The sequence below is a fragment of the Streptomyces sp. WM6386 genome, assembly GCF_000972385.1.
GTDB lineage: Bacteria > Actinomycetota > Actinomycetes > Streptomycetales > Streptomycetaceae > Streptomyces.
The window spans coordinates 52,615-78,558 of sequence record NZ_JXTE01000035.1 but is presented as its reverse complement, the minus strand read 5'-3'; the positions used below and the strand labels follow the sequence as shown (position 1 = coordinate 78,558).

At 71.8% G+C, this 25,944-nt stretch carries 18 protein-coding genes and 1 pseudogene; 2 read left to right on the top strand and 17 right to left on the bottom strand.

The genetic code is table 11. From position 1 onward, the window contains the following. Positions 1 to 78 precede the first annotated feature (78 nt). From TN53_RS22070 to bldG, 10 genes are all read right to left on the bottom strand, one after another. On the bottom strand, positions 79 to 1,284 hold the full coding sequence (locus tag TN53_RS22070; RefSeq protein ID WP_046260316.1) for a DNA polymerase III subunit delta': 1,206 nt from the start codon (positions 1,282 to 1,284) through the stop codon (positions 79 to 81). A 97-nt stretch (positions 1,285 to 1,381) separates the two neighbouring features. Further along, entirely contained in the window at positions 1,382 to 4,612 is a 3,231-nt protein-coding gene (gene tmk, locus TN53_RS22065; RefSeq protein WP_046260315.1) for a dTMP kinase, read from the bottom strand. Positions 4,613 to 4,736: 124 nt separating this feature from the next. Beyond that, positions 4,737 to 7,553 (bottom strand): type I DNA topoisomerase, encoded by a 2,817-nt coding sequence (gene topA, locus TN53_RS22060; RefSeq protein WP_046260314.1) that lies wholly within the window; start codon positions 7,551 to 7,553, stop codon positions 4,737 to 4,739. A 248-nt stretch (positions 7,554 to 7,801) separates the two neighbouring features. After that, positions 7,802 to 7,999, bottom strand: coding sequence for a hypothetical protein (locus tag TN53_RS22055; protein WP_046260313.1), 198 nt, complete (start codon positions 7,997 to 7,999; stop codon positions 7,802 to 7,804). A 145-nt stretch (positions 8,000 to 8,144) separates the two neighbouring features. Continuing rightward, complete coding sequence (locus TN53_RS22050; RefSeq protein ID WP_046260312.1) at positions 8,145 to 10,472, bottom strand: serine/threonine-protein kinase; 2,328 nt, start codon at positions 10,470 to 10,472, stop codon at positions 8,145 to 8,147. Between the two features lie 179 nt (positions 10,473 to 10,651). After that, on the bottom strand, positions 10,652 to 12,169 hold the full coding sequence (locus TN53_RS22045; protein WP_046260327.1) for a DUF7059 domain-containing protein: 1,518 nt from the start codon (positions 12,167 to 12,169) through the stop codon (positions 10,652 to 10,654). Between the two features lie 64 nt (positions 12,170 to 12,233). Then, on the bottom strand, positions 12,234 to 12,839 hold the full coding sequence (locus TN53_RS22040; RefSeq protein ID WP_046260311.1) for a small secreted protein: 606 nt from the start codon (positions 12,837 to 12,839) through the stop codon (positions 12,234 to 12,236). Positions 12,840 to 13,034: 195 nt separating this feature from the next. Beyond that, complete coding sequence (locus TN53_RS22035) at positions 13,035 to 15,446, bottom strand: sodium-translocating pyrophosphatase (RefSeq protein ID WP_046260310.1); 2,412 nt, start codon at positions 15,444 to 15,446, stop codon at positions 13,035 to 13,037. Positions 15,447 to 15,722: 276 nt separating this feature from the next. Next, positions 15,723 to 16,160: an ATP-binding protein gene (locus TN53_RS22030; protein WP_046260309.1), complete on the bottom strand. Its 438-nt coding sequence runs from the start codon at positions 16,158 to 16,160 to the stop codon at positions 15,723 to 15,725. A 118-nt stretch (positions 16,161 to 16,278) separates the two neighbouring features. Then, positions 16,279 to 16,620: an anti-sigma factor antagonist BldG gene (gene bldG / locus TN53_RS22025; protein WP_005475923.1), complete on the bottom strand. Its 342-nt coding sequence runs from the start codon at positions 16,618 to 16,620 to the stop codon at positions 16,279 to 16,281. A 163-nt stretch (positions 16,621 to 16,783) separates the two neighbouring features. Between bldG and TN53_RS22020 the strand changes: the two genes are divergently transcribed. Next, positions 16,784 to 19,309, top strand: a complete 2,526-nt coding sequence (locus TN53_RS22020; protein WP_234441664.1) for a DEAD/DEAH box helicase — start codon at positions 16,784 to 16,786, stop codon at positions 19,307 to 19,309. 40 nt (positions 19,310 to 19,349) lie between these two features. Here TN53_RS22020 and TN53_RS45350 read toward each other — a convergent pair. The 7 genes and pseudogenes from TN53_RS45350 to ssd form a co-directional block, all read right to left on the bottom strand. Next, positions 19,350 to 19,691: pseudogene (locus TN53_RS45350) on the bottom strand (Rv3654c family TadE-like protein); the annotation flags it as partial. After that, complete coding sequence (locus TN53_RS22015; RefSeq protein WP_046260308.1) at positions 19,688 to 20,059, bottom strand: TadE family type IV pilus minor pilin; 372 nt, start codon at positions 20,057 to 20,059, stop codon at positions 19,688 to 19,690. The pseudogene TN53_RS45350 and the gene TN53_RS22015, both read right to left, overlap by 4 nt. Beyond that, positions 20,046 to 20,255 (bottom strand): DUF4244 domain-containing protein, encoded by a 210-nt coding sequence (locus TN53_RS22010; protein ID WP_046260307.1) that lies wholly within the window; start codon positions 20,253 to 20,255, stop codon positions 20,046 to 20,048. The genes TN53_RS22015 and TN53_RS22010 overlap by 14 nt, the downstream gene beginning before the upstream one ends. A 73-nt stretch (positions 20,256 to 20,328) precedes the next feature. Continuing rightward, positions 20,329 to 21,114 carry a type II secretion system F family protein gene (locus tag TN53_RS22005; RefSeq protein ID WP_046260306.1) on the bottom strand — a complete coding sequence of 262 codons (786 nt, stop codon included), beginning with the start codon at positions 21,112 to 21,114 and terminating at the stop codon, positions 20,329 to 20,331. 37 nt (positions 21,115 to 21,151) lie between these two features. Continuing rightward, positions 21,152 to 22,003 (bottom strand): type II secretion system F family protein, encoded by an 852-nt coding sequence (locus tag TN53_RS22000; RefSeq protein ID WP_046260305.1) that lies wholly within the window; start codon positions 22,001 to 22,003, stop codon positions 21,152 to 21,154. Then, positions 21,996 to 23,168: a TadA family conjugal transfer-associated ATPase gene (locus TN53_RS21995; protein ID WP_046260325.1), complete on the bottom strand. Its 1,173-nt coding sequence runs from the start codon at positions 23,166 to 23,168 to the stop codon at positions 21,996 to 21,998. The genes TN53_RS22000 and TN53_RS21995 overlap by 8 nt, the downstream gene beginning before the upstream one ends. 113 nt (positions 23,169 to 23,281) lie before the next feature. Beyond that, on the bottom strand, positions 23,282 to 24,385 hold the full coding sequence (gene ssd, locus TN53_RS21990; RefSeq protein ID WP_046260304.1) for a septum site-determining protein Ssd: 1,104 nt from the start codon (positions 24,383 to 24,385) through the stop codon (positions 23,282 to 23,284). Positions 24,386 to 24,970: 585 nt separating this feature from the next. On the opposite strand from ssd, the gene TN53_RS21985 reads away from it, so the two are divergent. After that, a complete protein-coding gene (locus TN53_RS21985) occupies positions 24,971 to 25,804 on the top strand; it encodes an HAD family hydrolase (RefSeq protein WP_046260303.1) in 834 nt (277 codons plus the stop codon). Positions 25,805 to 25,944 lie beyond the last annotated feature (140 nt).

The window sequence follows — 25,944 nt, the reverse complement described above, 5'->3', positions numbered from 1 at the left end:
CACCTTGCGGCTCGTACGAGGGACCTGGTCAACCTACTGTTGATCGTGAAAGGTACCGAGGCTCCGAGGGGCGGTGCCTCAGCCCGCTCTGAGCGCCATCGTCATCGCCTCCACGGCGAGCAGCGGCGCCACATTGCGGTCGAGGGCGTCCCGGCAGGCGGCGATCGCCTCGATGCGGCGCAGCGTCGACTCCGGGGTGTTGCCGCGGGCCAGGCGCTCCAGAGCCTCCTCGGCGTCCCCGTTGGCGATCGCCACCCGGGAGCCGAGCTGGAGGGCGAGGACGTCGCGGTAGAAGCCGGTGAGGTCGGTCAGGGCGAGGTCGAGGCTGTCGCGCTGGGTACGGGTCCGGCGCCGCTTCTGCTTGTCCTCCAGGTCCTTCATCACCCCCGCCGTACCGCGCGGCATACGACCGCCCTGGGATGCGCCCATGGCCGTCTTCAGCTCCTCGGTCTCCTTGTTGTCCATCTCCTCGGCGAGCAGCTTGGCGTCCTCGGCGGCCGCGTCCACGAGCTCCTGGGCGGCCCTGAGGCAGCCGCCGATGTCCTCGACGCGCAGCGGCAGCCTGAGGACGGCGGCCCTGCGCTCGCGCGCGGCGGGGTCGGTGGCCAGCCGCCGGGCCCGGTCGACATGCCCCTGCGTGGCCCGTGCGACGGCCGCGGCCACGGCGGGCTCGATGCCTTCCCGTCGTACGAGAAGGTCGGCGACCGCGTCGACGGAGGGCGTGCGCAGATTGAGGTGCCGGCAGCGGGAGCGGATGGTGGGCAGGACGTCCTCGACGGACGGGGCGCACAGCAGCCAGACAGTACGGGGGGCGGGCTCCTCGACGGCCTTCAGCACCGCGTTGGCCGACTTCTCGTTCAGCCGCTCGGCGTCCTCGACGAGGATCACCTGCCAGCGGCCGGTCGCCGGAGAGGTGTACGACTTGCGGACGGTGTCCCTCATGTCGTCGGCGAGGATCTGCGTGCCGACGGCGGCGACGGTGGTGACGTCCGCGTGCGTGCCGATGAGTGCCGTATGACATCCGTCGCAGAACCCGCACCCGGGGATTCCGCCGAGCGCGCGGTCGGGGCTCACGCACTGCAGGGCGGCGGCGAAGGCCCGCGCGGTCTGCGTCCGGCCGGCCCCGGGCGGGCCCGTGAACAACCAGGCGTGGGTCATCTTCGACGCCTCGGGCGGCGGGGTGCCGGTGGTGGCCGCGGTGACGAGCGCGTCGGCGTCCCGAGCGGCGGCTCCGAGCTGCTCGCTCACCTTCTCCTGGCCGACGAGGTCGTCCCAGACGGTCATGGGTGGTGCCGCCCTTTCGTCACGGTCGGGGGTGCTGGCTCCATTGTGCGGGCCGGCACTGACAACAGGGCTCCGTCAGGGAACCGAGGGACCTGCCTCAGCCCCGGCGTCCCCGGCCCCGGCGCCCACGCTCGTCGCCGAAGTCATCACCGTCACGCGGGCCCAGCAGCTCGTCCGCCAGCGACGGCAGGTCGTCCAGCGGTGTCTCCTCGGCCCAGTCCGACCGGGGCCGCCGCCGGGGCGCCCCCGTCTCGTCGACCTGAGGCATCTCCCGCGTACGGTCCTCGGTCCCGTCCGACCCCGCCTGGTCCTCCCGGAAGTACCCCGGCGGCACCCGATCCGCAGGAGCCTCACCCGGCACCGGCGGCAGCACGGCGGTCTCGTCCGCGGCACCCGGCACCACCGGCGGCAGCACAGCCGTCTCATCGGCCGCACCCGGCACCACCGGCGGCAGCACAGCCGTCTCGTCGGCCGCACCCGGCACGACGGGAGGCAGCACGGCCGTCTCGTCCGCGGCCCCGGCCGGCGGCTTGGGCAGCTCGGCCGTCACCTCGTTGTCGGCGGCCCCTTCGGCCTTGTCGTCCCGCACCGGCCGCAGCACGGCCGTCTCCTCCACCGGTCCACCCGACGCGTTCGTCGGCGTCACCACCGGCGTGGGCACGGTCGCCGCCTCCGGAGGGACGACCGCGGGCGGTGCCGGCTTCTTCGGTCCCGCCTCCGCGGCGGCCGCGGCCTGCTCGGCGAGCCGTCGCGCCTCCTCGGCCCGCAGCAGCGCCTCCTCGGCCTTGCGCTGCTTCTCCACACGCCGCGCCTCGGCCTCGGCCCGCAGCCGCGCCTCTTCCTCGGCCTGCTTGCGACGCCGGTCCTCCTCGACCTTGCGCCGCGCTTCCTCCTCGGCCCGCGCCTTCTCCTCGGCGAGGAGCCGAACCCGCTCCTCCTCGGCACGCCTGCGCGCTTCCTCGGCCCGCAGCCGGGCCTCCTCCGCCTGCCGCTCGGCCTCGCGGCGCTGCGCCTCCTCCAGCTCGCGCCGCTTGCGCTCCTCCTCCTCGGCGCGCAGCCGCTCCAGCTGCTCCTGGCGCTCGCGCTCCAGGCGCTCCTCCTCGGCCTTGCGCGCGGCCTCTTCCTCGGCCTTGCGGCGCGCTTCCTCCTCGGCCTTGCGCCGGGCCTCCTCCTGCTCGCGGATCTCCTGCTCGGAGAGCGGCAGGAGCTGATCGAGCCGGTGGCGTACGACGGTCGTGACAGCCTCGGGCTCCTGGCCCGCGTCGACGACGAGATAGCGCCCGGGGTCGGCGGCGGCCAGCGTCAGGAACCCGGACCGCACGCGCGCGTGGAACTCCGCCGGCTCCGACTCCAGCCGGTCCGGCGCCTCGGTGAACCGCTCGCGGGCGATCTCCGGGGACACGTCGAGGAGCACGGTCAGATTCGGCACCAGTCCGTTGGTCGCCCAGCGGTTGATGCGGGCGATCTCCGTCGGCGACAGGTCGCGGCCCGCCCCCTGGTAGGCGACGGACGAGTCGACGTACCGGTCCGAGATCACGACCGCGCCCCGCTCCAGCGCGGGACGCACCACGGTGTCCACGTGCTCCGCGCGGTCGGCCGCGTACAGCAGGGCCTCCGCGCGGTGCGAGAGCCCGGCGCTGGACACGTCGAGCAGGATCGACCGCAGCCGCTTGCCGACCGGCGTCGCCCCCGGCTCGCGCGTCACCACGACCTCGTGGCCCTTGGCCCTTATCCACTCGGCGAGCGCCTCGGCCTGGGTGGACTTGCCGGCCCCGTCGCCGCCCTCCAGGGCGATGAAGAAACCAGCGGACGCAGGCGCCGTCACCGGGTCGTCGCCGCCCAGCAGCGCGTCCCGCAGATCGTGCCGCAGCGGCACACCGGAACGGTCGTCGACCTTGGCGAGCACCAGCGCGGCCACCGGCAGCAGCAGTGCGCCGATCAGCATCAGCGTGAACGCCGCGCCGCCGTGCGCGAACACGAACTTGCCGCTCTCCAGCCGGTGCGGCCCGATCAGCGCGGCGACCAGCGGGGCGATCACCGCGCCGAGCGCCACGAAGACCCGTACGACCGCGTGCAGATGCTCGGTCGTGCGCCCGCGCCGGTAGTCCTCGGCCTCCTGGTCGAGGAGCGTGTGCCCGGTGTTGGCGGCCACGCCCGCGCCGGCACCGGCCAGCGCGACGATCAGGACGACGGTGGTGACGTCCGGGACGAGGCCGGCGGCGAGCAGCGCGACGCCGGTGAAGGCGATCGCCAGCGCGAGCAGGCGGCGGCGCGAGAGCGAGACCAGCACCTTGGGGGCCGTACGGATGCCGACGACGACCCCGCCGGTCAGCGCCAGGACCAGCAGGCCGTACGTCACCGGGCCGCCGCCCAGGTCCTTGGCGTGCAGCACGGACACGGCGACGGCGGCGGCGATCGCCCCGGCGACGGCCGCGGAGGCCAGCACCAGCAGCGGCAGCACGCCGGTGCGGCCCTTGTCGACGCCGGTGCCCGTCTTGGGGCGGCGCATGCCCTCCAGCGGGGAACGCGCGCGTGGAGTGCGGGTGTCGGGCAGTTCCAGGAAGGTCAGCACGGACAGGGACGCGGCGAACAGTCCGGCCGCGACATACGAGGCGAGGGCCGCCTGATGCTGGGCGAACCAGTCGATCCCGGCGCCCAGCAGGTTGTTGACCAGCGAGGCCGCGACAAGTGCGGCGGCGGCGAGCGGGATCGCCACGAAGCCCGTACGCAGCGACAGGCGGCGCAGCGCGTCCATGTGGTCCGGCAGCGGCCGTACGGTCGCGCCCTCCGGCGGCGGGGCCGGCAGCAGGGCGGGCGCCGCGCTCTCGCGGCACACCGTCCAGAAGCGCTCGGCGACTCCGGTCACGAAGGCGGTCACCAGGAGGACCGCCAGTGCGTTGTCCGGCGTCCAGTCGATCCACAGGGGCGCGACGATCAGCGCCAGCGTGCGCACGGCGTCCGCGCCGACCATCGTCCAGCGGCGGCCGAGCGGCCCCTCCGGCGACGTGAGCGACGTCAACGGGCCGAGAAGCACCGCCCCGAAGAGCAGCGTGGCCAGAATGCGCACCCCGAAGACGGTCGCCACTGCGAACGCCACGCCCCGGTAGCCGCCGCCGAAGGACCCCTCGGCGATCGCCGCCTGGAGGGCCAGGACGACCAGCACCAGGAGGGCGAGTACGTCGCCGACACCCCCCACCAGCTGCGCGCTCCACAGCCTCCTGAGCTGCGGTCGGCGCAACAGGGCGCGGACGGCGCGCTCGCGGGAGTCCGCGGCAAGGGCGTCGTCGGGGGCCGGGTGGTGGGCCGTTGGCTGCTCGGCTCGCGTCATGCTTTCAGCCTATCGGGCAGCACCGACAGCCTGCGGCGCCCGTCCGAACGTGCGCACGCCCCGACACCAAACCGATGCCGGGGCGTTCGTTTTGCGAACCCGAGGTGAAGGTCCGCGGCGCAACTCAGTCTTCCGACGCGGTCTTCGAGGCCGCCGCCTTCTTGGTGGTGGTCTTCTTCGCCGTCGTCTTCTTGGCGGTCGTGGTCGTCTTCTTGGCCGCGGTCTTGGCGGCCGTCGCCTTCTTGGCCGGGGCCTTCTTCGCGGGCGCCTTCTTCGCCGTCTTCTTGGCGGGAGCCTTCGCGCGCTTCTCGGCGAGCAGTTCGAAGCCGCGCTCCGGGGTGATGTCCTCGACGCTGTCGCCGGAGCGCAGGGTCGCGTTGGTCTCCCCGTCGGTCACATACGGCCCGAAACGGCCGTCCTTGACCACGACCGGCTTCTCGCTGACGGGGTCCGCGCCCAGCTCCTTCAGCGGCGGCTTGGCGGCGGCCCGGCCCCGCTGCTTGGGCTGGGCGTAGATCGCCAGCGCCTCTTCGAGGGTGATCGTGAAGAGCTGGTCCTCGGCGGTGAGAGACCGTGAGTCCGTGCCCTTCTTCAGGTACGGGCCGTAGCGGCCGTTCTGCGCGGTGATCTCCACGCCCTCGGCGTCCTTGCCGACGACACGCGGCAGCGACATCAGCTTGAGGGCGTCCGCGAGGGTCACCGTGTCCAGCGACATCGACTTGAACAGCGAGGCCGTACGCGGCTTCACGGCGTTCTTGCCGGTCTTCGGGGTGCCCTCGGGGAGCACCTCGGTGACGTACGGGCCGTAGCGGCCGTCCCGCGCGATGATCTGGTGGCCCGACTCCGGGTCGGCGCCGAGCTCGAAGTCACCGCTCGGCTTGGCGAGCAGTTCCTCCGCGAGCTCGATGGACAGCTCGTCCGGGGCGAGGTCCTCCGGCACGTCCGCGCGCTGGTGCCCCTCGGAGTCCTTCTCGCCGCGCTCGATGTACGGGCCGTAGCGGCCGACCCGCAGCACGATGCCGTCGCCCACCGGGAACGACGACACCTCGCGCGCGTCGATCGCGCCCAGGTCGGTCACGAGCTCCTTGAGGCCGCCGAGGTGATCCCCGTCACCGTTACCGGCGACCGCCGCGCCGCCTTCGGTGCCTTCGCCGAAGTAGAACCGCTTGAGCCACGGCACGGACTGGGCCTCGCCCCGCGCGATGCGGTCGAGGTCGTCCTCCATCTTGGCGGTGAAGTCGTAGTCGACGAGCCGCCCGAAGTGCTTCTCCAGGAGGTTGACCACGGCGAAGGACAGGAAGGACGGGACGAGTGCCGTGCCCTTCTTGAAGACATAGCCGCGGTCGAGGATCGTGCCGATGATCGAGGCGTACGTCGACGGACGGCCGATCTCGCGCTCTTCGAGCTCCTTGACCAGGCTGGCCTCGGTGTAGCGGGCCGGGGGCTTGGTGGCGTGCCCGTCGACCGTGATCTCCTCGGCGCTGAGCCGGTCGCCCTCGCTGACCTGGGGCAGCCGGCGCTCGCGGTCGTCCAGCTCGGCGTTCGGGTCGTCCGCACCCTCGACGTACGCCTTCATGAAGCCGTGGAAGGTGATCGTCTTGCCGGAGGCGCTGAACTCGACGTCCCGGCCGTCGGCGGCGGCGCCGGCGATCTTCACGGTCACGGAGTTGCCGACCGCGTCCTTCATCTGGGAGGCGACGGTCCGCTTCCAGATCAGCTCGTAGAGCTTGAACTGGTCGCCGGTCAGTCCGGTCTCGGCAGGCGTGCGGAAACGATCACCCGAGGGGCGGATCGCCTCGTGCGCCTCCTGCGCGTTCTTGACCTTTCCGGCGTACGTTCGCGGGGCCGAGGGCAGGTAGTCGGCGCCGTACAGCTGGGTGACCTGCGCACGGGCCGCGGTGACAGCGGTGTCGCTGAGCGTCGTGGAGTCCGTACGCATATAGGTGATGAAGCCGTTCTCGTACAGCTTCTGCGCGACCTGCATGGTCGCCTTCGCTCCGAAGCCGAGCTTCCTCGAAGCTTCCTGCTGGAGCGTCGTCGTACGGAACGGGGCGTACGGCGAGCGGCGGTAGGGCTTGGACTCGACGGACCGCACGGCGAACTGTGTCTGATCCAGGGCGGCGGCCAGCGCGCGGGCGTTGGCCTCGTCGAGGTGGAGCGTGTTGGCGCCCTTGAGCTGTCCCAGGGAGTCGAAATCACGGCCCTGGGCGACGCGCTTGCCGTCGACGCTCTGGAGGCGGGCGACGAGGGTCGACGGGTCGCTGGAGTCGCCCGCGCGGCCGGTCGCGAAGGTGCCCGTCAGGTCCCAGTACTCGGCGGACCGGAACGCGATGCGCTCGCGTTCCCGCTCCACCACGAGCCGGGTGGCGACGGACTGGACACGGCCCGCCGACAAACGGGGCATGACCTTCTTCCACAGGACCGGCGAGACCTCGTAGCCGTAGAGACGGTCGAGGATACGGCGGGTCTCCTGGGCGTCGACCAGCTTCTGGTTGAGCTCGCGCGGGTTGGCCACGGCGGCCTGGATCGCGGCCTTGGTGATCTCGTGGAAGACCATCCGCTTGACGGGGACCTTCGGCTTGAGCACTTCCTGGAGGTGCCACGCGATGGCCTCGCCCTCGCGGTCCTCATCGGTGGCGAGGAAGAGCTCGTCGGAGTCCTTCAGCAGATCCTTGAGCTTCTTGACCTGAGCCTTCTTGTCGGCGTTGACGACATAGATCGGCTCGAAGTCGTGCTCGACGTCCACGCCGAGCCGGCGGACCTCGCCGGTGTACTGCTCCGGCACCTCCGCGGCACCGTTGGGGAGGTCGCGGATGTGCCCGACGCTCGCCTCGACGACGTAACCAGGGCCGAGATAGCCCTTGATCGTCTTCGCCTTGGCAGGCGACTCGACGATGACGAGTCGGCGGCCGCCTTTTGCGGTCTCGCTGGTCGGGGACAACTTCGCTCTTCTCTCCGGTCGACGCTTGGGGCCTCCCCAGGCGCCTTCATCCCGGGGTCGGGTCATGGTGACGCTGCGGAGTGTGACGGTACATCCCGCCCCCGTGTCAAACGGGAAAAGCCCGCAACGGCCACTCGAACGGTAACCCGACTACCGCCATTCCTGCCGCCCGGAGTACCCACCGGCTATTTCGAGCCTTACCGGAGGGAGACCTCCCGATTACCGGGACCTCGGCTTTTCCATGATCCTCAGATACGGGTGAGGCACCATGCGCCGAGGCCCAGCGCCACCACCGCGGCGAGGCCCGCGAGGGTCACCGATGCGACCGGGTTCACACCGTGTGCGACGGGTTCGCGCTGTCGTACCCGGGCCGCGGTCCACATCAGCAGCCCACCCCCGAACAGGGCGAACACCACCCCAGCGAAGATCGCCGGTCCCCTCTCCATGACGCCCCTGCCCCCTTTTGCCCCGGCCGCGAGTGTCCGGCCCCGGGAGGTTGACACGCGCGGGCGGCGGCCAGGCGAACCTGAGGTGAACGCGGGACCGACGCGGCGGTGGACCGCCCCGGCGCTCCCGCCCATGGCCGGGGGCTCAGACCGATCCGGGCGCGGGTATCTTTCCGGTCGTCTTCCCGTTGTCGGTCCGTCCCACGGTGCACACGGCCCTCTTGAACCCCTGGTTCCAGTCGTCCTCGTCGGCCACCCAGCCGAACACGGCCCGCTCCGACCCCGGTGCCCAGGTCGACTCGAATTTGTTGCCGCAGAGCTTGGTCGCGTTGTCGGCGCCCTTCTCGTAGTTCATGCCGCCGGGCGCCTGGACGACGCCTATGACCTGGTCGGTGTGGGGTTTCACGCAATCGGTGAGCGGGGCGTTGTAGCCGTCGTCCCCCTCCTCGTAGATCCAGCAGTCGCCGACACTCATCTGACCGACCCACAGGTTGGCGCCCTCGTCGCGGAACCGGCCCACTTCACCGCCTATCGCGGCATGGCGCCCGAGTACGAGACATGCCGTACCGCTGTTGGCCACGGTGAAGCCCTCCTTCGTCGGTACCACGGCGTAGCCGGCCGCGTCCGGCAGGGCGTCGACGACCGCGCGCGTCTGGTTCGCGCAGCGCTCGGCGCCCTCGGCGGCCGCGTCCGCGGCGTCGGTGGCCGTGTCGACCGCCACGACCTGACCGTCGGGCCAGTCCTCGGAGCAGCTCACCTTGCCCAGGTTCGGCACCGACTTGAACGGCGTCCCCGACCAGACCGCCTGCACACAGTCGCCGGTCTCCAGCGGCTGGCTGAGTCCGACGACATCGCCGTACGGCAGCACCGGTCCGGTGGGTGGTGCCGAGGACTTGGGCACGCTGGACGTGGGCGGCTTCTTCGCGGCGGCGGTGTCGTCGCCACCGCCGTCGCCGGTCAGCGAGACGGCCAGCCAGGTGCCGCCGGCGACGACGAGCACGGCGGCCACGACGAGCGCGACGACGGCGAGCCGCTTCCTGGAAGGCGACGGCGGGGGCGGCGGCCCGCCGCCAGGGGCACCCGGCCCGCCCGCGCCCCAGCCGGCGCCGTAGGTGCCGCCCGCGTACGGCGGGGCGGGACTGCCCTCGTAGGGCGCCGGGCCGCCGTACGGCGTCGAACCGCCGCCGGTGTACGGCCCGTAGGGCGCAGGGCCGCCACCGCCCGCGGAGGGCGACTGCGCGCCGCCGCTCGCGTAGGGCCCTTGCGCGTAGGGATTGCCGGCCTCGGGCGACTGCTGCGATACGGAGGCCTGCCGCCACGGGTCGTACTGCGAAGAGGGCGCCCCGCCGGGCGTGACCGGACCGCCACCACCCGGAGCACCGGGGCCGAAGCCCCCGGCTCCCGGAGTCACCGCCCCCGCCGCGCCGCCCACCCCCTGGGGCACCCCTCCCGGAGTGTGCGGAGTGTGCGGAGTGTGCGGTGTCTGCGGAGTGCTCGGCGTCGGTGGCGCACCCGGCGTCTGGGGTGTCGCCGCCCCGAACCCCTCGGGTGGCGGCCCGAATCCCCCCGGCGCCGCACCGGCCGCCGCGGGCCACGCGGGCGAGGCACCCCGCACCACCCGCTCCAGCCCCCGCGCCACCGTCTCCGGCGACGACCTGCGCACCGGGTCCTTCACGAGCAACCCCTGGAGCACAGGCGCCAGTTCACCGGCCCGCACCGCAGGCGTCGGCTCCTCCCCCAGCAGCGCCGTCAGCGTGGCGTAGTCACCGTGCCGGTCGAAGGGACCGCGCCCCTCCACGGCCGAGTACAGCGTCGCGCCCAGCGAGAACAGGTCCGCGGCCGGCGTCGGGGGCTCCCCACGCGCGCGTTCCGGAGCGAGGTAGCCCGGTGTGCCGAGGATGCCCGCCGTGGCGGTGAGCCGGGGTTCGCGGGACTCGGGTTGCAGCGCGATGCCGTAGTCGGTGAGCAGCACGCGCGCGTACGGATCGCCCGAAGCGTCCGACGCCAGCAGGATGTTGGCCGGTTTCACATCCCTGTGGAGGATGCCGATCCGGTGTCCCGCGGTCAGCGCGTCGAGCACCGCGAGCCCGATGCGGGCCGCCTGGGCGGGCAGCAGCGGCCCCGAACTCCGTACGACCGCCTGGAGGTCGACCGCGTCCGGCACGTACTCCATGACGATCCACGGCAGTCCTTCGTGGACCACGACGTCGTGCACCGTCGCCACATGCGGATGGCCGCGCAGCCGCGCCGCGTGCCGGGCCTCGCTGCGGGCCCGCGCGATGCGCTGGGCGGGCTCGGTCGCGTCCATCGGCACATCCGGAAGCGCGATCTCCTTCATCGCGACTTCGCAGGCCAACTCCTCGTCGTACGCGAGCCAGACCCGGCCCATGCCGCCCGCGCCGAGCGACCGCAGCAGCCGGTACCGCCCGTTGATGACCCTGCCTTCGCCTTGATCCGGCGTATCCCCCACCATCACGCCTCCCCCCGAGACCCGAGACAGCGTGCCTCCCCCGAGGACGCGTGAACTCTGTCTCTCGAAGGTAGCTTCGCAGGTGCCACTGACAGGAGACCTTTTCAGGAGCAATCCCACCAGATCGGGCACATGGGCCCCAGGGGCGCCCGCCCGTCTCAGGCGTCACGCGGGATCAAGCCTCACGCCGGCTCCAGGAACCCCTGCTCCACCAGCAGCCGGATCTGCGCCGGCGTACGGTCCCGCAGCAACACCGGATCCTCGCCCACCAGTTGCGCGATCGCGTCCAGGATCCGCCCCGCGCTCAGCGAGCCGTCGCACACTCCGGCGAAGCCCGCACCGACCGTGTCCACCTTGGTGGCCCGGCGCATCCCGCGGTTCTGCCGCAGCACGACATGCTCCGGGTCCTCGGCGCCGGGCAGCCCGACCTGCTCCTGGACAACCTCGGAGGCGAGCCTGAAGTGGCCCTCCAGCAGAGCGGCGTCATCGTGTTCGCGCAGGAAGTCGAGGCGCTCGAAGTGCGCCCTGACGGTGTCGCCGAGCGGCTGCTCGACGGGGTGCGGCCACTCCTCGGCGACGACCGAGGGCACGGCGGCCCCCGTCCTGCGCAGGGTGATCCAGCCGAACCCGACGGACCTCACCTTGCGCGCCTCGAACTCGTCCAACCAGGCGTCGTACAGCGCCTGGTACTCGGCCGGGTCGCCCTGGTGGTCACCGGCGTCCCTGAGCCACAGCTCGGCGTACTGCGTGACGTCCTGCACCTCGCGCTGCACGATCCACGCGTCGCACCCGCGCGGCACCCACGACCGCAGCCGGTCCTGCCAGTCCTCCCCCTCCACGTGCTGCCAGTTGGCGAGGAACTGCGCGAACCCGCCCTCGTTCAACCGCTCCCCCGCCTGCTGAACGAGCGACCGGCACAGATCGTCCCCGCCCATCCCGCCGTCCCGGTACGTCAGCCGGGCTCCCGGCGAGATCACGAACGGCGGGTTCGAGACGATCAGGTCGTACGTCTCCCCGTCCTTCACCGGCTCGAACAGCGAGCCCTCGCGCAGCTCGGCCGCCGGGGTGCCGGACAGCGCCAGCGTGAGCCCGGTGATGTGCAGCGCGCGCGGGTTGAGATCGGTCGCCGTCACGCGCGTGGCGTGCTGCGCGGCGTGCAGCGCCTGGATACCGGAGCCGGTACCGAGGTCGAGGGCGGCGGAGACGGGCTTGCGGACGGTGATACCCGCCAGGGTCGTGGAGGCGCCGCCGACCCCCAGGACCACGCCCTCGGCCCGGCTGCCGATGCCTCCGGCCCCGCCGACGGCACACCCCAGGTCGGACACGATGAACCAGTCCTCGCCGTCGGGTCCGCCGTACGGACGTACGTCGACGGTCGCGGCGACCTCGTCCGAGCCGGCGCGCACCAGCCACCCGCTCTCCAGACACGCGTCCACGGGCAGCACGCCCGCCACGCGCGCGTGGAGCACCGGCTGCTGCAGCAGGAAGAGCCGTACGAGCACCTCCAGCGGTGTGTCCCCGCGGGTCGCCCGCAGGGCGGGCACGGTCTCGCTGCGCGCGAGCGCCGCGTACGCGGGGGCACCGAGCAGTTCGAGCAGCCCGTCGGCGGTGAAGGAGGCCCCCAGAAGGGCGTCCCTCAGACGCGCGGCGACGTCGGGGCGGTCGACGGAGGGCAGAGAGGCAAGGCTGGCGTTACTCACCACCCCATTGTGAACCGGCGCCGCAGGCAATGCCTACGGCGCCGGGGTCACGCAGGGGTGGATGTCAGCCGGTGGTGGCCGCCGGCGAGGCGGACGCGCTCTTGCAGCTCTCCTGCTGCGCCATCGCCTTGCCGACGTCGCCCTCCTCGAGCGTCTTCAGGGCGTCGCTGCCGCTGGTGCTCAGCTTGTCGAGCGCGGTGGCGATGTCCTTGAGGCCGTCGGCGAACTTCGCCTGGTCCTTGGTGTTGAGGTCGTCGACCTGCTTCTGCAGGGAGGCGTAGGACGCGGCGAGGCTGTTGAGCTCCTTGACGGCGTCCTGCTGCTTCTTCTCGGCGTTCTTGGCGTCGTCCCCGGTCTCCGGCGCGCCGGCCTTCTGCACGGCGGCCCCGATCGCCTTGTAGGCCTCGGCCATGTCCTGGAAGGCCTGGGAGTCCGTCTTCTGGACGTCCTGCGGCGTGCTGTTGTCCGAGGTCTGCTTCTGGATCGCCGTGTTGGCGGCCTCGATCTTCTTGGCCTGCGGCTGCACGGCGCTGCAGACCTCCTTGGCCCAGGCGTCCAGCTTCTCGCTGTTGTCGTCACCGCTGCTGCAGGCCGACAGTGCCATCGCCAGTACCGCACCGCCGGACAGCGCGGCCGCGAGCTTCTTGTTCACCGGATTGGTCCCTTCCATGGCTCCTCGGCCCCGGAACATACACGGCAGATGGATGACATCCACAGGTAGGACGTCCGTTAAGTGACGCATTAAAGCCATTTGCACCAAGTGAGAGAAGGCTCACGAGGAGGGCGTGAACACACAGAACGGGCGGGGGACGCGTCCGTACGCGCCCCCCGCCCGCCCCTTGAGCAGGCGGTCCCGTATGACCGCCTACGAAACCACCGCGGGATCGGCCGACTTGACCGACCTCTTGGCGCCCTCCTCGTCCCCTACGGCAATCCCGCGCCGCTTGGAGACGTAGACCGCGCCGACGATCACGAGAAGCGAGAGGACGGCGATGGTGATCCGTACGCCGATGCTCTTGTCCTCGCCATAGCTGAACTTGATCACCGCGGGCGCGATGAGCAGCGCCACGAGGTTCATCACCTTCAGCAGGGGGTTGATCGCGGGGCCGGCGGTGTCCTTGAAGGGGTCGCCGACGGTGTCACCGATCACCGTCGCGGCGTGGGCCTCGCTGCCCTTGCCGCCGTGGTGACCGTCCTCGACGAGCTTCTTGGCGTTGTCCCAGGCGCCACCGGAGTTGGCGAGGAACACCGCCATGAGCGTGCCCGCCCCGATCGCGCCCGCCAGGAACGAGCCCAGCGCGCCGATACCGAGCGTGAACCCGATGAAGATGGGCGCCAGCACGGCCAGCAGTCCGGGCGTGGTGAGCTCCCGCAAGGCGTCCCGGGTGCAGATGTCGACGACCTTGCCGTACTCCGGCTGCTCGCTGTAGTCCATGATCCCGGGACGCTCGCGGAACTGCCGCCGCACCTCGTAGACCACGGAACCCGCCGACCGCGACACGGCGTTGATCGCGAGCCCCGAGAAGAGGAAGACGACCGCCGCGCCCGCGATGAGACCGACGAGGTTGTTGGGCTGCGAGATGTCCATCATCAGGCTCATCGGCGCACCGTCGCCGGACAGCTTCTCGCCGACGTCCTGCGCGCCGGTCGTGATCGCGTCACGGTACGACCCGAAGAGCGCCGACGCCGCCAGGACGGCGGTGGCGATGGCGATGCCCTTGGTGATGGCCTTGGTGGTGTTGCCGACCGCGTCCAGGTTGGTGAGCACCTGCGCGCCCGCGCCCTCGACGTCACCGGACATCTCGGCGATGCCCTGGGCGTTGTCGGAGACGGGCCCGAAGGTGTCCATGGCGACGATCACACCGACCGTGGTGAGCAGACCGGTGCCGGCCAGTGCCACCGCGAACAGCGCCAGCATGATCGACGTACCGCCGAGCAGGAACGCCCCGTAGACGCCGAGGCCGATCAACAGGGCGGTGTAGACGGCCGATTCGAGACCGATCGAGATACCGGCGAGGACGACGGTGGCCGGGCCGGTGAGCGAGGACTTCCCGATGTCCCTGACGGGACGCCGGGTGGTCTCGGTGAAGTAGCCGGTCAGCTGCTGGATGACGGCGGCGAGCACGATGCCGATCGCCACCGCGACGAGGGCGAGGACCCGCGGGTCGCCGTCCTTGCCGAGGATGCCGCTGTCGGTGACGCCCTCGCCCCTGAAGTCGGCGTACGACGACGGCAGATAGACGAAGACGGCGACGGCCACCAGCACGAGCGAGATCACCGCGGAGATGAAGAAACCGCGGTTGATCGCGGACATCCCGCTGCGGTCGGTCCTGCGCGGGGCGACCGCGAAGATGCCGATCATCGCGGTGATCACACCGATCGCCGGCACGATCAGCGGGAAGGCGAGCCCGGCGTCGCCGAAGGCCGCCGAACCGAGGATCAGCGCGGCGACCAGGGTCACGGCGTACGACTCGAAGAGGTCGGCCGCCATGCCCGCGCAGTCGCCGACGTTGTCGCCCACGTTGTCGGCGATGGTCGCGGCATTGCGCGGGTCGTCCTCCGGAATGCCCTGCTCGACCTTGCCGACCAGGTCGGCGCCGACGTCAGCGGCCTTGGTGAAGATGCCACCGCCGACACGCATGAACATGGCGATCAGCGCGGCCCCGAGGCCGAAGCCCTCGAGCACCTTCGGTGCGTCGGCCGCGTACACCAGCACGACACAGGAGGCGCCCAGCAGACCGAGCCCCACCGTGAACATGCCGACGACGCCGCCCGTACGGAAAGCGATCTTCATTGCTTTGTGCGAGACGGCGGTGAGATCCTTTTCCGGCTCACCTTCCGCAGGGGTCGCTTCCCGTGCCGCCGCGGCAACGCGCACATTGCTGCGCACGGCGAGCCACATGCCGATATAGCCGGTGGCCGCCGAGAACGCCGCGCCGATCAAGAAGAAGACGGATCGACCGGCGCGCTGATTCCAGTCGTCCGCGGGCAGCAGCATGAGCAGGAAGAACACGACCACGGCGAAAACGCCGAGCGTGCGCATCTGCCGCGCCAGATAGGCGTTCGCACCTTCCTGGATCGCTGTCGCGATCTTCTTCATGCTGTCGGTGCCCTCGCCCGCCGCGAGCACCTGGCGTACCAGGATGCCCGCGACCACGAGCGCGGCCAGTGCGACGGCGGCGATCACCCAGATGATGATCCGGTTGTCGTCCGTCAGGACCGCGGCTGCGAGGGAAGTGGGATGGTCCAACTGATGAGGGGTAGAAAGCCCCGCCATTCGTCCTCCTTGACGCCTGTGCTGAGCTCAAGATGTGGACGGATTGTAGGTAGCGGAACCTGATCAAAACAGTGGGCGGTAAACGGAATTAGCCTTCACATGCTCTTCAGCAAATGATCGACGTCACGACACAGAACCCGAAAGAGCTAATGCCCCAAAGGCATTGACGCTTGATCGAATTATCGGGCGATTGATCGTGAATTCTTTCACGAATTCAGAGAAAAGAAGAAAGGGCCCTGCTGAGCAGGGCCCTTGAGGTCTTCTACGACGGTGAGATCAGGGAAGCGTCGCGGCCGGCGGAGTGGTCGGCCAAGTCATACGGATCGACCCGCCGTGCTCCCCTGCGGTGACCTCCACGTCGTCCACGAGGCCGCTGATGACCGCGAGGCCCATCTCGTCCTCATCGGTCTCCACGTCCACGCCCTCGGCGGCCCCGCCGGGCGCCCGGTCACCCGGGGCCGAGCGCGGCGCCTCGTCGCCCACCTCGATGGAGAACTGCTTCTCCTCCTCGATGAGCAGCACCTTCACCGGTGCGGTGATGCCGCCGTTCTGGTGCAGTCCGACGGCACGTGAGCAGGCCTCGCCGACAGCGAGCCTGACCTCGTCGAGAACGGCCTCGTCCACTCCGGCCCTGCGCGCCACCGCTGCCGCCACCAGACGGGCGGTGCGGACGTGCTCGGGCAGCGCGCTGAAGCGGAGTTCAACGGTGGCCATGCATCCCCCTCGGAACTACGGGCGTGCTGTCGGGGGACCGGGCTGCCGAAAGCCGGGACCCCCATGTACTACTGCCGTCCCGGGGGGCGGTCCTTTTTCCGCGCCCCGGGCCGGTGGTTCAGTCGGTGGCCGCCACCGCTTCGTCGACCGAGGTGTGGATCGGGAACACCTTGGTGAGACCGGTGATGCGGAAGATCTTCAGAATGCGCTCCTGGTTGCAGACCAGGCGCAGCGAGCCCTCATGGGCACGCACCCGCTTCAGTCCGCCGACCAGTACGCCGAGCCCGGTGGAGTCGAGGAAGTCCACGCCCTCCATGTCGACGACGAGGTGGAAACTCCCGTCGTTCACCAGCTCGACCAGCTGCTCGCGCAGCTTGGGCGCGGTATATACGTCGATTTCGCCACCGACCTCGACGACCGTGCGATCGCCGACGGTACGGGTCGACAGGGACAGGTCCACGGATCCTCCAGCACCTTGCTACTCGAGCGGTCGTCCCGCGGGACACCTCGGCTTGAAGCCCCCAGGACGGTTCGCCAGCCGCGATGGCATTCAATCACTTACGGCAGGCGTGCACGACGCCTTGGTCCCATTGTCCGTCACGCCAGTGACACACTCGGTGCCGATGGCCAAGAATCACCGATCCGATCGACCCTCGGCGGAACCCGTCTCCCGGCCGGAACCGGGCACGGTCCTGCACCGGCTCGCCTCCGGGCCGAGTCGGGCTGCGCGCATCACTCATACGGAGCACTTGCCCCCGCGCGAGGGTCGCCATGCCGTCTGGCCTGACCGGATTCGCTCGGAGGTCATCGCCGCGGTGCAGGCCGCCGGTGTCGAGCACCCCTGGGCCCACCAGGCACAGGCGGCCGAGCACGCCCTCGACGGCGAATCGGTGGTGGTCGCGACCGGCACGGCCTCCGGCAAGTCCCTGGCGTACCTCACGCCCGTCCTGACGGCCCTCCTGGACGGTTCGGAGGCCCCGAACGGCCGCGGGGCCACGGCGCTGTACCTCGCCCCCACGAAGGCGCTCGCGGCGGACCAGTGGCGTTCTGTGAAGGAACTTTCACAACCGCTGGGCAATTCAGTTCGACCTGCGGTCTACGACGGTGACACCCCGTTCGAGGAACGCGAGTGGATCCGCCAGTACGCCAACTACGTGCTGACCAACCCGGACATGCTGCACCGCGGCATCCTCCCGTCCCACCCCCGCTGGTCCTCCTTCCTGAAGTCGCTCAAGTACGTCGTCATCGACGAGGTCCACACCTACCGCGGCGTCTTCGGCTCCCACGTCGCCCAGGTGCTGCGTCGGCTGCGCCGTCTCTGCGCCCGCTACGGCGCCTCTCCCGTCTTCCTGCTGGCCTCCGCGACCGCCGCCGAGCCCTCGGTCGCCGCCCGCCGCCTCACCGGCCTCCCGGTGGTCGAGGTGGCTGACGACGCCTCACCGCGCGGTGAACTGGTGTTCGCCCTCTGGGAGCCCCCGCTCACCGAGATGCAGGGCGAGAAGGGCGCCCCGGTCCGCCGTACCGCCACGGCCGAAACGGCCGACCTGCTCACGGATCTGACCGTGCAGGGCGTCCGCTCGGTCGCCTTCGTACGCTCCCGGCGCGGCGCCGAGCTCATCTCGGTCATCGCCCAGGAGCGGCTGGGCGAGATCGACCGCTCCCTGGCCCGACGTGTGGCGGCCTACCGTGGCGGCTACCTCCCCGAGGAACGCCGCGCCCTGGAACAGGCCCTCCACTCGGGAGAACTGCTGGGCCTGGCCGCGACGACCGCGCTCGAACTCGGCATCGACGTCTCCGGCCTGGACGCCGTGATCATCGCCGGCTACCCGGGCACACGCGCGTCCCTGTGGCAGCAGGCCGGCCGCGCGGGCCGTTCCGGTCAGGGCGCCCTCGCCGTCCTGGTCGCCCGCGACGACCCCCTGGACACCTTCCTCGTCCACCACCCCGAGGCCCTGTTCGACCAGCCGGTGGAGTCGACGGTCCTGGACCCCGACAACCCGTACGTCCTGGCACCGCACTTGTGCGCGGCGGCCGCGGAAATGCCGCTGACCGACGACGACCTGGCACTGTTCGGCCCGGAGACCGAGGGCCTGCTCCCGCAGTTGGAGGCCGCGAAACTCCTGCGCCGCCGTACGAAGGCCTGGCACTGGACCCGCCGGGAACGGGCCGCCGATCTCACCGACATCCGCGGCGGGGGCGGCAACCCGGTCCAGATCGTCGAGTCGGGCACAGGCCGCCTCCTGGGCACGGTCGACGCGGGCGCCGCGCACACGACCGTCCACGAGGGCGCGGTCCACCTCCACCAGGGCCGCACCTACCTCGTCCGGTCCCTGGACCTGGAGGACTCGGTCGCCCTGGTCGAGGAGGCGAACCCGACGTACTCCACGGTGGCCCGCGACACGACAGCCGTCTCCGTCCTGGAGACGGATGTCGAAGTCCCCTGGGGCGAGGGCAGGTTGTGCTACGGCTCGGTCGAGGTCACCAACCAGGTCGTCTCCTTCCTCCGCAGACGTCTCATCACGGGCGAGGTCCTCGGCGAGACGAAACTCGACCTCCCTCCTCGCACGCTCCGCACACGCGCGGTGTGGTGGACGGTCACCGAGGACCAGTTGGACGAGGCCCGCATCAACCCGGAGATCCTCGGCGGCGCCCTGCACGCGGCGGAACACGCCTCGATCGGCATGCTGCCGTTGTTCGCGACGTGCGACCGCTGGGACATCGGCGGCGTCTCGATCCCGCTGCACCCCGACACCTTGCTCCCCACGGTCTTCGTCTACGACGGCCACCCCGGCGGCGCGGGATTCGCCGAGCGCGCCTTCCACACCGCCCGCGCCTGGCTCACCGCCACCCGCCAGGCCATCGCCGCCTGCGAGTGCGACGCCGGCTGCCCGTCCTGCATCCAGTCCCCCAAGTGCGGCAACGGGAACGACCCGCTGCACAAGAGGGGGGCGGTGCGGTTGCTCACGGTGCTGTTGCGGGGGGCGCCGGAGGAGAAGCCCGAGGCGCAGGGGGAGCCACCGGAGCCGGCTCGACAGGATCCGGTGCCGGAGGGGGCAGGTCCACCGGTCCCGAAGGGGGCTGCTCCGCCGGTGACGACCGCTCCTCCGGTCCCGGAAAGGGCAGGTCCGCCGGTCCCGCCCGTGCCCTGACCTCCGCCGCGAACGGCCCCCGGCCCGCCGTCGCCGTCACGTCCGAGGTCTCGCCCACGATCAGGCACCGCACGAGCCGGGCGCCCTGGGCCCTGGCCACCCGCTCCGCCCGGGCGCAGGCCCCCTCACCGCCCTCCGCCCAGTGGTCCGCCGCCGCGAGCGCCGCGAGATCCGCACCCCCGGCCGCCCGGTGCCGGACCACGACAGCCTGGCCCAGGGCGAGCACGACGCCGAACACCACGCACAGCACGGCGATCGCACCGACGCTCCAGACGGTGGCGGAGCCGCGGTCACAGGCGAGACCCCGGCGCCGCGCGAGCCCCTCCTCCAAGGTGGCCGGGCGCAAGGCAGAGCTCCGGCACCGCGGGAAGCCCCTTCTCATGGGCCCGCCCCCTCCACCGACGCCACCGCTTCCTCCCGCACGTCGAAGGGCAGCCGTCCCAGCATCGGCGGCTTCGCCACGACCACCACCCGGACCTGCGCTCCCTCCCCCTGTCGCTCCCTGCTGACCGTGACCTGCGCACCGCGCGGTGCCGCCTCGCGGGCCACCTCGACGACCGCGTCGGCCGGGTCCTGCCGCGCCGCCGCCCGGGCCCCCGTACGCGCCGCGTCCACACACTGGATCTGCGCGGCCACCACAAGCAGCCCCCACACCAGCGCCGTGACGAACATCACCAGCACAGGCAGCACCGCGGCCGACTCCGCCGTCACGAACCCCCGGTCCGCGCGGCCCCGTTCACATCCGCGCATCGAGCGCCTGCTTCACGATGGCCTGCAGCTCCGCGCTGACCGCCCCGCTGGTGACCACCTTGTAGAGGACGGCCGCGAACGCCACCGCCGCGATGATCCCCATCGCATACTCGGACGTGACCATCCCCGCGTCCCTCCGCGCCGCACGCGCCCCGCACACCAGGGCACGCATCCGTGCCCGCACCACCTTGTACATCTCAACCCCCGTATAGGTCGGTCCTGTTGACTGCTGTCGCTCGATCACTTGCTGTCGGTCCGGATCCGTCCCGTCATCCGCCACCCCCTCCCAGCACCCCGCCGGCCAGGCCGATCAGCACAGGCAGCACACCGACCGCGATGAACGCGGGCAGGAAGCACAGCCCCACCGGAGCGGTCACCATGACCGCCGCCCGCCGGGCCCGTGCCGTCGCGGAGCGCGCCCACTCGGCGCGGGCCTCCGCGGCGAGCCGTGCGACCGGTACGGCCGCCGGGAGCCCGGACACATCGGCCCGTTCCAGCAACCGCGCCAGCGGACCGGCACCCGGCATCGAGGCCAGCCGTCGCCATGCCTCGGCGGGCGGACCGCCCAGCCGTACCTCCGCCGCGCCCCGCGCGAGCCCCTCCCCGACCGGCCCGCCCAGCGCCTCGCCGACCGCCCGCGCCGCGATCACCGGACCGGCGCCGGCCGCGATACAGGCCGCCAGCAGATCGGCGGCGAGCGGGAGCTGGCGTGCCGCCTCTGCGACGTCGTACGACTCCCCCGTGTCCTCGTCGCCCTGCCGGCGCCGCCACCACCACAGGCCCGCCGCGACAGCCAGCCCCACCGCGACACCGGGAGCCCCACCGACCAGCACCCACCCGCCGGCCACCGCGCCCAGCGAGGGCAACCACCGCCGCACGACCGTCCTCACCTCACGCCGTGGTCCGACCGGCACTGTCTCCTGGGCCACCAGTCGGGTCAGCCGCCGCCGAAGCCTCCGCTCGCGCCGCATTCCCTCCACCCACCGAGCGAGCCACGCGAGCACCATGACGGCTCCCGCGATCACCCCCAGCCTGTGGACAACTTCCGTACTCACAGCGCCTGCCTTTCCGAACCCCACGCCGATTCCGTCCTCACACCGCTTCCGCTCCCCGCACGATCCGCGCCGCCCACCACATCCCCACCCCCTCCAGCAGACCGCCGATCACCAGGCAGCCCAGGCCGGGCCCGGTGTGCAACAGGACATGGAGCGGGTCGGAGCCGAGGGCCGTGCCGAGAAGCAGACCGAGGGCGGGGAGTCCGGCGAGCATCACCGTCGTGGAGCGTGCTCCCGCCAACTGGGCACGCAGATCGGCACGTTGGTCCCGCTCCGCGCGCAACGCCGCCTCGAGCCGTTCGAGCCCGGCCGCGAGCCCCGCTCCCCGGTCCACCGCTACCCGCCAGCACGCCGCGAGGCCCAGCAGCCCCTCGGCCCCCGGCTGCCGTGCGGCGCCCGCGAGCGCACCCGGTACGTCCCCGCCGAACCGCGCGGCCGCCAGCACCGCCGGCTGCGCCTCCCCCAGCCCCTCGGAGTCCCGCGCGGCCCCCAACAGGGCCTCACCCGGCTGCCGTCCGGCCCGCACCTCTCCGGCGAGCACCCCGCACAACGCGATGACCGCGGCCCCTCGGCGCTCCCGGGCCCGCCGCGCCTCGCGCGCCAACCGCACCCGCCGCAACGACGGCACTCCGGCCGCCCCCACGACGAGCGGCAGCACCGAGGCCCCCAGCACGGCCAGCACCAGTCCGGCCGCCGCCGACCACCACTCGCTCCCCAGCCGCCGTACTCCACCCGCCAGTTGCCGCCAGACCGGCAAACCGGCCCCGACCGCCCCACCGGCCCCCGCGAGCAGCAACTCCGCTCGCCGCGCCCCGGAACGCCACCCGACCGACAGCCAGACCGCCGCCCCGGCACACACCAGCGCCGCTCCCGTCGCCACCTCACCCATCACCACACCCCCTGTCGGACCCCGCGGTGCCGAGCAGCCCCCGCAGCCGCTCCCACCCCCGCTCGTACACGAACGCCTCCGCACCCCACCGCAGCGCCGGCACCGTCCGCACCAGCCCCGACGGATCCCGCTCCAGCACATGCACCTCGGCGATCCGGCGCCGCCCGCTGCGGTCACGGGCGAGGTGCAGGACGACGGACAGCGCGGCCGCCAACTGGCTGTGCAGCGCGGCCCGGTCGAGTCCGGCCGCTGTGCCGAGCGCCTCCAGCCGGGCCGGGACATCGGCCGCCGCGTTGGCATGGACCGTTCCGCAGCCGCCCTCATGACCCGTGTTCAACGCGGCCAGCAGATGCACCACTTCAGGCCCACGCACCTCGCCCACCACCAGCCGGTCCGGCCGCATCCGCAACGCCTGCCGCACCAGGTCCTCGAGCGAGACCAGGCCCGCGCCCTCCTGGTTGGCGGGTCTGCTCTCCAGGCGTACGACGTGCGGATGGTCCGGCCGCAGCTCCGCGGAGTCCTCGGTCAGCACGATCCGTTCGCCCGGCCCGACGAGCCCCAACAAGGCGCTCAGCAGCGTTGTCTTGCCACTGCCCGTCCCACCGCTGATCAGGAACGACAGCCGTGCTTCGATCAGCGCCCGCAGCACCCGGTCCCCGCCCGGCGGCACAGTGCCCGCCGCCATCAGCTCGTCGAGAGTGAACGCTCGCGGCCGTACGACCCGCAGCGACAGACAGGTGCAGTCGACGGCCACCGGCGGCAGCACCGCGTGCAGCCGTGTCCCGTCGGGCAACCGGGCGTCCACCCAGGGCCGCGCGTCGTCCAGCCGGCGTCCGGCCACCGCGGCCAGGCGCTGCGCGAGGCGTCGTACGGCGGCGGCGTCGGGGAACGCGACCGTGGTGAGTTCGAGCCCGCCTCCCCGGTCCACCCAGACCCGGTCCGGTGCCGACACCAGCACATCGGTCACACGAGGGTCGGCGAGCAGCGGCTCCAGCGGGCCGCTGCCCACCAGCTCGGAGCGCAACCGCTCGGCCGCCCCGAGGACTTCGGCGTCACCGAGCACCCGCCCCTGCTCCCGCAGCGCCTGTGCCACCCGCGCGGGCGTCGGCTCGGCCCCGCTCTCGGCGAGCCACTGCCGTACGCCGTCGAGCAACGGCGGGGCCATGTCCGCCCCGCCCGACCGCCCCACCGCGGACGCCGCACCGGCCCTGATCGCCACCGAGCCCTCGGCCCGCCCTGCGCCGAACAACGCCCGGCCCACCTCGTCGGAGTAGGTACTCATGCCGCCTCCACCAACGCCCGCTCCCAGAACTCCTTGCAGAACCGCGCCAGCGGCCCCCGCCCGGCGCCCGGCGGCGTCCTGCTCTCATGCGGCCGCAGCAGCCCCGCTTCCAGGGGCACCTCGCCCACCAGCGGCAGTCCGAGCAGTCGCGCCACCTCCCGGTCGTCGAGCCCGGGCGCATGTGGCCCTCGGACCGCCACGCGCAGATCGCGCACGACCATCCCGACTGCGGAGGCCACCCGCCCGGCCGCCGCGACGGCGCGGAGTTCGGCGGGGACCACGAGGATGCCGAGGTCGAGCTGGGCGAGGGTCTCGGCGATGCCGTCGTCGATGCGGCGCGGCAGATCGACGACGACCGTGCCGCCCCGGCGGCGGGCCGCGGCGAGCACCGCGCGGACGGCCTGCGGCGGGACGGCGACGCAGTCGCCGCGGTCCCAGCTGAGGACCCGCAGGGAGTGCAGCTGAGGCAGCGACTCCTCCAGGGCACCGCCGCCGACCCGGCCGCGCGAGGCGGCGAACGCGGGCCAGCGCAGGCCCTCCGCGGTCTCGCCACCGAGGAGTACGTCGAGTCCGCCACCCAGCGGATCGGCGTCCACGAGCAGGGTGCGCAGTCCCTCCCGCGCGGAGGTGACGGCAAGCGCGCAGGCGAGGGTGGATGCCCCGGACCCGCCGCGGCCGCCGATGACGCCGACGGTGAGGGCGGGCCGGCCGACGCCCTCGGCGACGTCGGCGATCCGGTCGACCAGCCACTGCTCCCCGTCGGGCAGCATCAGGACATGGTCGGCGCCGATCTCGACGGCCCGGCGCCAGACCCCGGAGTCGTCCTGGTCCCGTCCGACGAGGACCACTCCGCCTCTGCGGGTGGCTCCGCGCACGCGCCGCGCGGCGTCGTCGCCGACCAGGACGAGCGGTGCGGCCTCCCAGCGGCCTCTCGGTTCCGGCACCCCCGGATGGACCTCGGGTGTGGCGCCGGCCGCCGCGCACAGGCGCAGCAGGTCGTCGAGGAGCACCGGGTCTTCGGTGACGATCAACGGCCCGCCCTGTCGCCCTTCGGCGGCGGGCGGCGGATCGTGTGTGACGGCTGCGGCCACGATTTCCATCCCCCTTCGCTGCATCTCGCGAGGACCTCCAGGGCCTCGCGATTCCCAAACGTGTGAAGAACCGGCAACCGGCCTTCATATGAACGGCCGATACGAACCGGCCAAACGCGGCCGACTAACCGGAACCAGCCATCGAGTCGGTGTCGGCGGGCCGCGCTGGAATCACGGTGCAGCGATGCCGGAAATCTTGTGGATCTTGGTCGATAACTGTGGACAACTCAGCCGTTGTGAATATCGCCGTCACCCATACCGGTGCCCGTCGCACTGCCATGTGTGCGACTTCCGCAACGCAGTGCGACAGCTACGCACAGTGACGGATCATGGACATGCGAAAGAGGCGGCCGCAGCCGCCTCGACACGGCCGTAGAGCCGCACAGGGACACAGAAGGAAGGGAAGAAACGCACCCGGACGTGCGACGACCCCCACCGGGGGGGAGAGTGGGGGTCGTCTCCACGGCCGACTCGGGGGGGGAGGAGCCGGGCCGGGTTAGCACGGTCGCGAACGATCCGTGACTTCCATGGTGTACCCGAGAGCCTTCTCAGGCAAACCCACGCGCCCCACCTTACGCCGAATGGGCTGCGCCTATGCTCAGGGTCGTGGAAAACCACTCCTTGCCCCGCACAGCGGCCTTCTTTGACCTGGACAAGACGGTCATTGCGAAGTCGAGCACGCTCACCTTCAGCAAGTCGTTCTACCAAGGAGGTCTGATCAACCGCAGGGCCGCCTTGCGTACCGCGTATGCCCAGTTCGTCTTCCTGGTGGGCGGTATGGACCACGACCAGATGGAGCGGACCCGTGAGTACCTCTCGGCACTCGTGCGCGGCTGGAACGTCCAACAGGTGAAGGAGATCGTGGCCGAGACCCTTCACGACCTGATCGACCCGATCATCTACGACGAGGCCGCCTCCCTCATCGAGGAGCACCACACCGCCGGCCGCGACGTCGTGATCGTGTCCACGTCGGGCGCCGAGGTGGTCGAGCCGATCGGCGAACTGCTCGGCGCGGACCGGGTGGTGGCGACCCGGATGGTCGTGGGCGAGGACGGCTGCTTCACCGGCGAGGTGGAGTACTACGCGTACGGCCCGACCAAGGCCGAGGCCATCAAGGAGCTGGCCGAGTCCGAGGGGTATGACCTGGAGCGCTGTTACGCATACAGCGACTCGGCGACCGATCTGCCGATGCTCCAGTCCGTCGGGCACCCCCATGCCGTGAACCCGGACCGCACGCTGCGCCGCGAGGCACTCGCGCGCGGGTGGCCGATTCTCGATTTCCACCGGCCGGTCCGGCTCAAGCAGCGGCTCCCCGCGTTCTCCGCACCGTCCCGTCCGGCACTCGTCGCGGCGGCGGCCATAGGAGCGGCGGCGGCCACCGCGGGCCTCGTCTGGTACGCCAGCCGGCGCCGGGCGACGGTTCTCTGACATACAAGGTGCCCGTTTAGCGACCGTTTGAGAGTAAAAGTAAAGAACTGCAGCCAGGACTTCCGCTTGCCCGGGTCCTGGAGTACAAAGGAGTCAACGGCCCGCGAGACCAAGGACATCCGAAAGGATCACCTTAATAA